At 70.3% G+C, this 11,117-nt stretch carries 8 protein-coding genes, 2 pseudogenes and 1 riboswitch; all 10 genes and pseudogenes read right to left on the reverse strand.

Going from position 1 to position 11,117, the window contains the following annotated elements; all coding sequences use genetic code 11:
- Nucleotides 1-155 precede the first annotated feature (155 nt).
- On the reverse strand, nucleotides 156-1,538 hold the full coding sequence (locus ACFW2E_RS29775; protein WP_384470166.1) for an NAD(P)/FAD-dependent oxidoreductase: 1,383 nt from the start codon (nucleotides 1,536-1,538) through the stop codon (nucleotides 156-158).
- Nucleotides 1,539-2,006: 468 nt separating this feature from the next.
- The gene (locus tag ACFW2E_RS29780; protein ID WP_384470173.1) at nucleotides 2,007-2,963 is read right to left on the reverse strand and encodes an exopolyphosphatase; all 957 of its coding nucleotides are present in this window, start codon (nucleotides 2,961-2,963) and stop codon (nucleotides 2,007-2,009) included.
- A gap of 207 nt (nucleotides 2,964-3,170) precedes the next feature.
- A pseudogene (locus ACFW2E_RS29785) lies at nucleotides 3,171-3,572 on the reverse strand (DUF501 domain-containing protein); the annotation flags it as partial.
- A gap of 67 nt (nucleotides 3,573-3,639) precedes the next feature.
- Nucleotides 3,640-4,116, reverse strand: a complete 477-nt coding sequence (locus tag ACFW2E_RS29790; protein WP_384470167.1) for a septum formation initiator family protein — start codon at nucleotides 4,114-4,116, stop codon at nucleotides 3,640-3,642.
- Nucleotides 4,117-4,227: 111 nt separating this feature from the next.
- Nucleotides 4,228-5,535, reverse strand: coding sequence for a phosphopyruvate hydratase (gene eno, locus ACFW2E_RS29795; protein WP_384470168.1), 1,308 nt, complete (start codon nucleotides 5,533-5,535; stop codon nucleotides 4,228-4,230).
- Nucleotides 5,536-5,919: 384 nt separating this feature from the next.
- Complete coding sequence (locus tag ACFW2E_RS29800) at nucleotides 5,920-6,612, reverse strand: transglycosylase family protein (RefSeq protein ID WP_384470169.1); 693 nt, start codon at nucleotides 6,610-6,612, stop codon at nucleotides 5,920-5,922.
- A gap of 4 nt (nucleotides 6,613-6,616) precedes the next feature.
- Nucleotides 6,617-6,785: riboswitch (cyclic di-AMP (ydaO/yuaA leader) on the reverse strand.
- Nucleotides 6,786-6,967: 182 nt separating this feature from the next.
- On the reverse strand, nucleotides 6,968-7,969 hold the full coding sequence (locus ACFW2E_RS29805; RefSeq protein WP_384470170.1) for a transglycosylase family protein: 1,002 nt from the start codon (nucleotides 7,967-7,969) through the stop codon (nucleotides 6,968-6,970).
- Nucleotides 7,970-8,186: 217 nt separating this feature from the next.
- On the reverse strand, nucleotides 8,187-9,467 hold the full coding sequence (locus tag ACFW2E_RS29810; protein ID WP_384470171.1) for a cytochrome P450: 1,281 nt from the start codon (nucleotides 9,465-9,467) through the stop codon (nucleotides 8,187-8,189).
- Between the two features lie 137 nt (nucleotides 9,468-9,604).
- On the reverse strand, nucleotides 9,605-10,606 hold the full coding sequence (locus tag ACFW2E_RS29815; protein ID WP_384470172.1) for a nucleoside triphosphate pyrophosphohydrolase: 1,002 nt from the start codon (nucleotides 10,604-10,606) through the stop codon (nucleotides 9,605-9,607).
- A gap of 100 nt (nucleotides 10,607-10,706) precedes the next feature.
- A pseudogene (locus ACFW2E_RS29820) lies at nucleotides 10,707-11,117 on the reverse strand (hypothetical protein); the annotation flags it as partial.

Genomic DNA, 11,117 nt, shown 5'->3' on the forward strand with positions numbered 1-11,117 from the left:
CACGGGCCCACCCCCGCGGGGGCCCGGCACAACCCGCGGGGGGGGCGCGGGTGGGGCGCGGGGCGGCGCCGAGGGGGGGCCCGGGCCCGCCGAAGGGCCCGCCCGCACCACGGAGGGCGGGCGGCCCCTTCGGGCTGTGCTCGGGTGACCCGAGGTCAGGAGGCCTTGGCCTTCTCCTCGGTCTTCGCGGCGGCAGCCACCGGCGCCGGCTTGGCGGCCTCGTAGAACTCCTCGCGCGGGTTCTCCATGGCGCCGAGCGACACGACCTCGCGCTTGAGGAACATGCCGAGGGTCCAGTCGGCGAAGATGCGGATCTTGCGGTTCCAGGTCGGCATGGCCAGACCGTGGTAGCCACGGTGCATGTACCAGGCCAGGCGGCCCTTGAGCTTGATCTTCGTCTTGCCCACGACGATCATCGCGACGCCCTTGTGGAGGCCGAGACCGGCCACCGCGCCCTTGTTGGCGTGCGAGTAGTCCTTCTGCGGGAAGCCCCGCATGCCGGAGATCACGTTGTCGCCGAGGACCCTGGCCTGACGCAGCGCGTGCTGGGCGTTCGGCGGGCACCAGGCGTTCTCGTTGCCCGCCTTGCGGCCGACGAGGTCCGGGACCTGGGCGTTGTCGCCCGCGGCCCAGATGTAGTCGGTGCCGGCGACCTGGAGCGTGGGCTCGCAGTCGACGTGGCCGCGGGGGCCGAGGGGCAGACCGAAGCGGGCCAGGGCCGGGTTCGGCTTGACGCCCGCGGTCCACACGATGGTGTTGGAGTCGACCTCGAGGCCGTTCTTCAGCACCACGTGACCGTCGACGCAGGAGTCCATCGAGGTGGAGAGGTAGATCTCCACGCCGCGGCTCTCCAGGTGCTCCTTGCCGTACTGGCCGAGCTTGGGACCGACCTCGGGAAGGATCTTGTCGGCGGCGTCGACGAGGACGAAGCGCATGTCCTCGCGGGACACGTTCTTGTAGTACCTGGCCGCGTCACGGGCCATGTCCTCGACCTCACCGATGGTCTCCGCGCCGGCGAAGCCACCGCCGATGAAGACGAACGTGAGCGCCTTGCGGCGGATCTCCTCGTCGGTCGTGGAGTCGGCCTTGTCCAGCTGCTCGAGGACGTGGTTGCGCAGGCCGATGGACTCCTCGATGCCCTTCATGCCGATGCCCTGCTCGGCGAGGCCGGGGATCGGGAAGGTGCGGGAGACCGCGCCGAGCGCGATCACCAGGTAGTCGAAGGGCAGCTCGTACGCCTCGCCGACCAGCGGGGCGATCGTGGCGACCTTGCGGTCCTGGTCGATGGTGGTGACCCGGCCGGTGAGGACCTCCGCCTTCGGCAGCACGCGCCGCAGCGGGACGACGACGTGGCGAGGGGAGATGCTGCCGGCGGCGGCTTCGGGGAGGAAGGGCTGGTAGGTCATGTACGACCGGGGGTCGACGACCGTGACGGTCGCCTCTCCGTAGCGCATCTTCTTGAGGATGCGCCGAGCTGCGTACAGGCCTACGTACCCACCGCCTACTACGAGGATCCTGGGACGCTCCGTGGTGCTCATGCCATCGAGTATCCACCCGCCCCTCGGGGGTCGCTCGTGCGCCCCTTCACAAGCTTCTTGAGGGTCCGTGCTACACTCCGCGACCCGCGTGACACAGGTCATGACGGCGAGCGGGAACCGTGGTTCACCGCGACCCGTTGTCCATGCCGCGTGAGCTGCCTCTCCGGCTGCTCGGAGGGCCTGTGAGAGCCCCGAAACACCATCGCCCGACGCCCTTGGGCAAGACCCCGGCGACGCTCCCCTGAGCGCCCTCTCGGGGCCGTTGAGCCCCCGAACGGGTCAACGAGGGACCTTCGGCCCCTCGACAGGGCCCAATTCCTTGTGAAGAACTTCACGAACTTTCTCGGGAGAGCGCCCTCCGGGGGTGCGCCCACACCCCCGGAATCACGCTCATACGTTATCCAGCCTGCTCACCCGGAGGCTACTGGTCGGTAGTAAAGGAGACCCAGACCACCCGTGCCGGGTGGCTCAGGCCACCGACCACGCGATGCCGTCGAGGATGTCGTGCTCGCTCACCACGACCTCCTCCGCCCCTGTCCGCTCCATGATCGCGAGCAGCACGAGGGCGCCGGCACCGATCACGTCGACCCGGCCCGGGTGCATGGACGGGATCGCCGCCCGCTCGGCGTGGGTGGAGCGCAGCAGCGACTCGGTGATCTCGCGGACGCGGTCCCGGGAGACGCGCGAGTGGTGGATGCGGGCGGAGTCGTACTCGGGCAGCTCCTGCGCGATCGCCGACACGGTCGTGACGGACCCGGCGAGCCCGACGAGCGTGCGCGCCTCGCGCAGCGGCACCGTCTCCTCGGCGAGGTCGAGGGCGGCCTCGATGTCGGCCCGCATGGCCGCGATCCGTTCCTCGGCGGGCGGGTCGCCGAGGACGCCCTCCTGCACCAGGTGCCGCTCGGTCATCCGCACGCAGCCCACGTCCACGGACCGGGCGGCCCGCACGCGCTCGTCGCCCACCACGAACTCGGTCGAACCGCCGCCGATGTCCACGACGAGGTACGGCTTGGTGAGGTCGTCCCGGCCCGTCAGCTCCTTCGTGGCGCCCGTGAAGGAGAACTCGGCCTCCTGGTCGCCGGAGATGACCTCCGGCTCCACCCCGAGGATGTCGAGGACGCCCCGCACGAAGTCGTCCCGGTTCTCGGCGTCCCGGGACGCGGACGTCGCCACGAACCGCACCTTCCCGGCGCCCAGTCGGCCGATGACCTCCGCGTACTCCCGGCACGCGGCGAACGTCCGTTCCAGCGCCTCGGGGGCCAGCCGGCCGGTCCGGTCGACGTCCTGACCGAGTCGCACGATCGTCATCCGCCGGTCGAGCTCCAGCAGTTCACCGGTGGCCGGGTTCACGTCGGCGACCAGCAGCCGGATGGAGTTCGTGCCGCAGTCGACGGCGGCGACCCGGGAGAAGCCGGACGGGACCAGCGGCCTGTCGGCGAAGAAGGCGCCGCGGACCACGGTCGGGTCGTCGACGACCGCGCCCTCCTCGCCGGGGTGCTCGTCGGCCGGGTCGGGCGCCTCCAGCGGCTGCACGCACGGGCCCTTGCGCCACCACTCCGGCAGCATCGCGATCGCCTCGTCGCCGAGCGGGTTGACGCCCGGTCCCGCCGCCAGCGAGTGGGCCACGAGCACGTGCAGGCACTTGACTCGGTCCGGCATGCCGCCCGCGCTCGGAAAGCCCTCCAGGACCTCGATGGCGTCGCGGCGCGCGATGTAGTCCTCGTGGGCGGCGCGGTAGGCGTCGGCCAGCTCGGGGTCGGAGGCCAGCCGGTCCGTCATCTCCTTCATCACGCCGTTGGCTTCCAGCGTTCCGATCGCGGAGGCGGCCCGCGGGCACGTCAGGTAGTACGTCGTCGGGAAGGGCGTGCCGTCGGGCAGACGCGGTGCCGTCTCCACGACGTCCGGCTGACCGCAGGGGCACCGGTGCGCGATGGCCCGCAGCCCGCGCGGCGGACGCCCGAGCTGCTGCTTGAAGGCCTCGACGTCCGCGTCGGTGGGCTCGGTACGCGGAGTGGGCGGCGGAGGCGTTTCCATGGCTGTCTTCAGGCTGTCTTTCTCTGGCTGTGGGTTCACTGACCGGTGCTGTCCCGAAGCCACCGGCTCACTGGTCGGAGGCGTCGGACTTGTCGACCCCGTCCCAGACGTTCGAGTACCAGGGGCGGTCGGCCGCCCCCTGATAGGCGCGTGACTGCTTGGCCGCACCGGGGTCGATCACGACGTAGCCGGTCTCACCCGGCATCACATAGTGCAGCCGCTCCCGGATCTGCTGCTCCGCGAACGCGTCGTCCTGCCACCGGGCCTTGAGGTCGCGCAACTGCTCGACCCGTTCCGCGGCCTGCTGCTTCTGCCGCTCCAGATCGGCGATCTCGGCGCGCTGGGAGACGTACTGACGCATCGGGTAGGCCAGGGCCACCACCATCGTGCACAGGACGAGGGCGAGCAGCGCGGCGCGGCCGGTGAGCCGGGAGCGGCGTGCCTGCCGCTTGGTCTGGGAGCGGTAGACACGGGCAGCCGTCTGCTCGCCGAGCAGCCGCAGTCTGGTCGCGGTGGAGAACCGGTCCCGGTCCTTCACGGCCATGTCTCCCGCCTCCCCTTCACACGTGCGACGTCCCCGCACACGGTACGGGACCGAGTACGGGGACGTACGTACGCCTGGCTGAGGAGCGCCCCTTACCGGGGCCTCACCGGCTCAGCCCTTGGAGATCTCCACGCCGCCCTTGAAGCGCGGGAAGGCGCTGCGGCCGGCGTACACCGCCGCGTCGTCGAGGATCTCCTCGATGCGCAGCAGCTGGTTGTACTTGGCGACGCGCTCGGAGCGGGCCGGGGCACCGGTCTTGATCTGGCCGCAGTTGGTGGCGACGGCCAGGTCGGCGATGGTGACGTCCTCGGTCTCGCCGGAGCGGTGGGACATCATGCACTTGAAGCCGTTGCGCTGGGCCAGCTCGACGGCGTCCAGGGTCTCGGTCAGCGAGCCGATCTGGTTCACCTTCACGAGCAGGGCGTTGGCGGTGCCCTCCTCGATGCCGCGGGCGAGGCGCTCGGGGTTGGTGACGAACAGGTCGTCGCCGACCAGCTGGACCTTGTCGCCGAGCTTGTCGGTGATGACCTTCCAGCCGGCCCAGTCGTCCTCGAACAGCGGGTCCTCGATGGAGACGAGCGGGTAGGCCGCCACGAGCTCCTCGTAGTACTCGGTCATCTCGGCGGCCGAGCGGGACTTGCCCTCGAACTCGTACTTGCCGTCCTTGTAGAACTCGGACGCGGCGACGTCGAGCGCGAGCGCGATCTGCTCACCGGGGACGTAGCCGGCCTGCTTGACGGCCTCGAGGATGAGGTCGAGGGCCTCGCGGTTGGAGCCGAGGTTCGGGGCGAAGCCGCCCTCGTCGCCGAGACCGGTGGACAGGCCCTTGCTCTTCAGGACCTTCTTGAGGGTGTGGTAGACCTCGGTGCCCCAGCGCAGGGCCTCGGAGAAGGACTCCGCACCGATCGGGGCGATCATGAACTCCTGGATGTCCACGTTGGAGTCGGCGTGCGAGCCGCCGTTCAGGATGTTCATCATCGGCACCGGCAGCAGGTGCGCGTTCGGGCCGCCCAGGTAGCGGAAGAGGGGGAGGTCGCTGGCCTCGGAGGCGGCGTGGGCGACGGCGAGGGAGACGCCGAGGATGGCGTTGGCGCCGAGCGAGCCCTTGTTGTCGGTGGCGTCCAGGTCGAACATCGCCTGGTCGATCAGGCGCTGCTCGGTGGCGTCGTAGCCGACCAGCTCCGGGCCGATCTGCTCGATCACGGCGAGGACGGCCTTCTCGACGCCCTTGCCCAGGTAGCGGTTCGGGTCACCGTCGCGGAGCTCGATGGCCTCGAAGGCACCGGTGGAGGCGCCGGACGGAACGGCGGCACGACCCGTGCTGCCGTCGTCGAGGCCGACCTCGACCTCGACCGTGGGGTTGCCTCGGGAGTCCAGGATTTCCCGGGCTACGACGACGTCGATGGACGGCACGAGCATCTCCTTCTTGGGATGTGACGCTGGAAGTGCGGGCTGGTGTGCCTTGCGACTAGAGCCTAACCGTCCCCGGGGCATCGGCCACCGACCGACCGTCCCGTGGACAAGGGAACCGTACACATTGTTTCCGGTCGGAACAAAGGGTGGGACGAAAACGGGTGGAGTACCGCCGGGGAAGCCGGCGTCGGGAAGCCGGCGGCCGGAAAAGAGAAACCCCGCCCCGGTGCGTACGGGGGAATACGCACCGGGACGGGAGACCGTGGGGACGGGGGCGACCCTCACGTGTCCCGCACTGCGGGGGACGTGGGGACGGGGGCGACCCTCACGTGTCCCGCACTGCGGGGGACACGGATGTGAGCAGGCTGTGGCTCTGCCGCCTGCCGCGCATCACTTCAGGTGCAGCTGCTGACCCGGGTAGATGAGGTCCGCGTCCTGGACGACGTCCTTGTTCAGGTGGAACAGCTTCTGCCAGCCGCCCTTGACCTTGTGCTTCGCGGCGATCGTGCTGAGGGTGTCACCCTTGACGACCTTGTACTCGCCGTCGCCCTTCTTGACCTTCTTGCCGGTCGGGGTGGTGACGGTCTTGCTCGCGGCCGGACGCCCGGCGGAGCGTGAGGCGGCCTGCTTCTCGGTCGAGCGGGTGGTGGTGCTCGCGGAGGAACCGCCGCCCGACGAGGAGCCGGCGGAGGCACCGGTGTAGGCGGCACCGGACAGGCCCGTGCCGCAGACCGGCCAGGCACCCTTGCCCTGCGCGGCGAGGACCTTCTCGGCTATCTCGATCTGCTGCGCCTTGGTGGCCTTGTCGGCGGTGGCCGCGTACTTCGTGCCGCCGTACGCGGCCCAGGTGGAGGCGGAGAACTGCAGGCCGCCGTAGTAACCGTTGCCGGTGTTGATCGACCAGTTGCCGCCGGACTCGCACTTGGCGACGGCGTCCCACTCGGCGGCGGTGGCGGCGGAGGCGGTGCCGGAGGCCATCAGCGGGGCGGCGATGGCGGCGCCGGCGACTCCGGCGAGCGCGAGGGCGCGGGCGCGGGTGGCCCTGGAGGGACGACGGTGCTTGCCCTTGGCGGAAAACAGCATGGATGGATCCCCTCACCGACGCCTGCGAGGTGAGCTGTCGGGTTCGGGCCGGTTGAGTTGCCCGGCCACACCTCCGCTGGGAGGCGTGGCTCCACCCCTAGCCGCCCCGGCTCAACTGTCCGGCGCGGCACTTACCTTGGGTCCCCCGCTCCTGCCTGCGGCGCTTGACGCGACGACTGTTCCCGTGCGGCCGCTGGCAGGATTCGGCGTTGCGACAGCCGGGGCTCGTGGTGACGAGCGGTCATGACCGTAGACACGCGATCCGGGGAATTTCAAAGACGATCAGGGCTTCTGAGACTCATCCCACACTTTCACCAAACCGGACATTGAGCATGAAAGTGGGACTCAACTCCCGCTACTTTTCGCCCGTTTCGGTATCGACATTCAGGGTCTGACCGGGGGTGATGTCATTCGGGTCGGGGCCGATGTCGGCCTTGTTGGCGGCGTAGAGCGCGCGCCATCCGCCGTCGAGGTCAAGGGAGTCGGCGATGGACGCGAGGGTGTCACCGACGCGAACCGTGTAGTCCTGTGCGGCGTGACGGCCCACAGAGGCGGCACCCTGTCCGTTTGTGTCGCTTTCGTCCGCACTCGTACCACGATGCCGACCGCCACCGAGCTCGCCGGTGTCGACCAGACTCCAAGAGCCGCCGTTTTGTGCAGAGTTGTCCGCATCACCCGAATTGGCCGATTCCGTGGGTGAGGCACCCTCCCTCCGCGAGTCGCCAGATCCGGAGGATTCCGACTTGTCCGACTTGGCGGAGCCGGAGGAGTTCGAGGGCTTCGAGGATCCGCGCTTGTCGTCGGCGTCCTTGGACCTGGACTTGGACTTATGGGAGTCGTTCGACGGGGAGTCCGACGTCGAGGACGAGTCGGACAAGCCGGGCCAGTCCGAGGAATCCGATGAACCGGAGGAATCGGATGAGCCGGCGGAGTCGGGCGACCCGGACTCCCCGACGCCGGTGTCGACGTCGACCGACCCGGAGTTCGAGGTGAGTCCGGAGAGCAGCGCACAGGTGGCCCAGGGCGCGGTACCCCGGTCGTCGAGGATCTTCTCGGCGACGGCTATCTGCTGCGAGCGGCTCGCCTGGTCCGGGGTGGAGGCGAAGTCGGGGCCGCCGTACTTGTCCCAGTCGTCCTGGGAGATCTGCAGACCGCCGTAGAACCCGTTGCCGGTGTCGGCGCTCCAGGAGCCGCCGCTCTCGCACTCGGCCACCTTGTCCCAGGTGGTTCCGTCGGCCGCGTTCGCGGCGGTGGCACCGAGCAGCGGGATGGCGATGGCGGAGCCGGTCACTCCGGCCGCGACGAGGAGGGCCGGAGCCTGACGGGGGCGACGGTGACGACCGTTCCCGGAGAGCATGCGGAAGCCTTTCGTGCGACAGCGGTGACCAGCGCGGTACATGGAGTCCGACGTACCGCGTTGACGAGTGAACGTATCGGCTGACGATCACTTGTCACAAGTTAATGCCGCACAGATCACGTGAAGATCACAGACTTGACCGCTTGTCATCTTCTCATCACGGGAAGGCCCTTCGAGTGGTATGCGGAAGGTTCGCGGAACATGCCACTCCGGTCGATTACCGGACGGGTGTGAACTCCACGGGCAAGGTGCGCAGTCCACGCATGATGAGCCCGCCACGCCACCGCAAATCGGCCGGATCCACCGCGAGTCGGAGGTCGGGGAGCCGGGTGAGGAGGGTGGCGATCGCGGTCTGTCCCTCCAGCCGGGCGAGCGGGGCGCCGAGGCAGTAGTGGATGCCGTGGCCGTATCCGAGGTGTTGGTTGTCACGCCGTCCGAGGTCGAGGACGTCCGGGTCGGCGAACCGCTCCGGGTCCCGGTCGGCGGCCGCGAGGACGACGAGGACCGGGTCGCCGGGCGCGATGTCCTGTCCGCCGATGGTGAGCGGCTCGGTGGCGAACCGCCAGGTGGCCAGCTCGACCGGGCCGTCGTAACGCAGGAGTTCCTCCACGCCGGTCTCCAGGAGGCCCTTTTCGTCACGGGCGAGGGAGGCCTGGAGGCGGTGGCGCTGTTCGGGGTGGGTGAGGAGGGCGTAGGTGCCATTGCCGATGAGGTTGACGGTCGTCTCGAACCCGGCGAACAGCAGGATGAAGGCCATGGCGGCGGCCTCGTTCTCGGTGAGGTGCTCGCCGTGGTCGGAGGCGCGGATGAGTCCGGAGATGAGGTCCTCGCCGGGAGCGGGACCGGCGGGCAGGGCCTCCCGCTTCTTGTGGATGAGCTCGGCGAGATAGCCCCGCATCTTCTTGACCGACCGCGCGACCCCGCCCCTCGGTCCTCCCCCGTGGCGGATCATCATCCCGGCCCAGTCCCGGAAGTCGTCCTGGTCCTCGCGGGGAACGCCGAGCATGTCGCAGATGGCGTAGATGGGGAGCGGGAAGGCGAACTCGTGGATGAGGTCCGCGGACCCCTCGCCCGCGAACCGGTCGATCAGCCCGTCGGTCAGCTCCTGCACGCGGGAGCCGAACTCGGCGACCCGGCGGGGCGTGAACGCCTTGCTGACCAGCCGGCGCAGCCGGGTGTGGTCCGGGGGGTCGATGTTGAGCAGGTGCGTCATCAGCTCGGCCTTGCGCTCACCGGGGATGCCGGTCTTGCCCTTGGCGTGCGCGGGCTCGTCGTGGTGCGCCGGGTTCTTCGACAGCCGCTGGTCGGCGAGGGCCTGCTTGGCGTCTGCGTACCGGGTGACCAGCCAGGCCTCGACACCGCTGGGGAGTTCCGTGCGGTGCACGGGGGCGTGCTCGCGGAGCCAGGCGTAGGCGGGGTAGGGGTCGGTGGCGAACTCCCAGGTGAACAGGTCGGGGGCAAGAGGCGCGGCATGAGTCGGGTGGGGCTGGTCGGTCACCCCTCGACGGTATCCGGCGGCGGTGCGGGGTGCGTCACGGCAGGGGCCGCAGGCCCGGAGGACGCGATGTACGCGGTGCACGCGTCCGCGTCCTCCCTTTCGACAGGCCGTGCGCGGGGCGCGGTCCCCGGTCAGGATCAGGGGCGTGCGCCCGCGTCCTCCGCCGCCCGCACCGCGTCCCGGTACGCCCGCGCCGCCACGCGCAGCGCCGCCTCCGGGTCAACCCCGTCCGCCTCGGCCCGTACCGCGAGCGCGAGCAACTCGTAGCCAATGCCCTCGCCCTGCGGCAGTGGCACGTCAAGTCCCGCCGTACGCGCGCGGGAGGCGAGCTTCGCGGCCAGGGCGAGGCCGGGCTGGCCGAGCGGGACGCCCTCGGTCACGGAGGAGCGCCGCTTCTCCTCGGCCTTGGTGCGCAGCCAGTGCTCCTTGACCTCCTCGGGGGTCTGCGCCGTCTCGTCACCGAAGACGTGCGGGTGCCGGTGGATCAGCTTGGCGACGATGCCGCCGGCCACGTCGTCGATGGAGAACGGGGCGTCCTGGTCCTCCTCGGCTATGCGGGAGTGGAAGACGACCTGCAGGAGGACGTCGCCCAGCTCCTCCCTGAGCTCGTCGCGGTCGCCGGCCTCGATCGCCTCGACGAGCTCGTACGCCTCCTCGATGCCGTACTTGGCGAGGCCCAGGTGGGTCTGCCGGGACGACCAGGGGCACTCGAGACGGATGCGGTCCATGACCTGGACGAGGTCGAGGAAGCGGGCACCCGGCAGGTCGTAGGAGGCGGGGAGCAGCTCCAGCTCGGGCATCCGGACGCGGCCGGAGCCGGCGAGGCGGGCCAGGCCGTCGGTGAGGGCCGGCTCACCCTCGCCGGTGGCCACGACCACCACCGTGCGTCCGCCCGCGCAGGCGTCCACCAGTTCCTGAGCCGTGGGCGACGCCTCCTCCACGGCTATCGCGGCCTCGCGCAGATAGGGCAGCTGCGGATGCGCCCCGTCCGCGCACAGCACGCGGTCGGCGGCGCGCAGCGACTGCCAGGCCGGCCAGGACAGCAGCCCGGGTGCGACGCGGTGGCTGGTGGTGAGCAGGACGATGCGGCCGGGGTCGGGAGCGGTGCCGGAGGTGGTGTCGGCGCTGGTTGCGTTCACCTTCAGAACGTAACGCACGAGGCCGGTGGCCCCCCGAGTTGTCCACAGGGGGCCGGGCCGGCTTGTCCACAAGGGTCGCGGGTGGTGTCCCGCAGGACCGTTACGCCGTCTGCCGGGTCTGTGACGCCGTGATCTCCCGGACCCACGGGGTCTCGGTGTCGACGCGGCTGCTCTTCTGGACGTCCCAGTCGCCGTAGCGCGGGTTCAGGTCGATGTCGAGCTGGTCGGACGCCTTCGCCAGGGCCTGCCAGAACTCGGGCCGGCTGGTGTCGGTGCCGAGGCTCTCGGCGAGCTTCTGGGCCTCCAGCTGGACGCGGAGATTGTCGTCCAGGCGGTCGGGGGCCACGCCGTACTGCTGCAGCCAGAGCGTCTCGAGCTGCTCGGGGCCGCCGGCCTGCTCCTCCAGGCCCCCGCGCAGCTCCTGGACCTCCTTGCGGCTGACGGTCACGCCCGCGTCCTCGGCGGCCCGGTGCAGCACCCGGTCGAGGACCATGCCGTGCAGGGTGTCGCG

The organism is Streptomyces sp. NPDC058964 (genome assembly GCF_042741275.1).
Taxonomy (GTDB): Bacteria; Actinomycetota; Actinomycetes; order Streptomycetales; family Streptomycetaceae; genus Streptomyces.

What these genes read in the sequence shown, in the direction of transcription:
- ACFW2E_RS29775 (WP_384470166.1), bottom strand. Translation starts at nt 1,538, where the DNA reads ATGAGCACCACGGAGCGTCCCAGGATCCTCGTAGTAGGCGGTGGGTAC.
- ACFW2E_RS29790 (WP_384470167.1), bottom strand. Translation starts at nt 4,116, where the DNA reads ATGGCCGTGAAGGACCGGGACCGGTTCTCCACCGCGACCAGACTGCGG.
- eno (WP_384470168.1), bottom strand. Translation starts at nt 5,535, where the DNA reads ATGCTCGTGCCGTCCATCGACGTCGTCGTAGCCCGGGAAATCCTGGAC.
- ACFW2E_RS29800 (WP_384470169.1), bottom strand. Translation starts at nt 6,612, where the DNA reads ATGCTGTTTTCCGCCAAGGGCAAGCACCGTCGTCCCTCCAGGGCCACC.
- ACFW2E_RS29805 (WP_384470170.1), bottom strand. Translation starts at nt 7,969, where the DNA reads ATGCTCTCCGGGAACGGTCGTCACCGTCGCCCCCGTCAGGCTCCGGCC.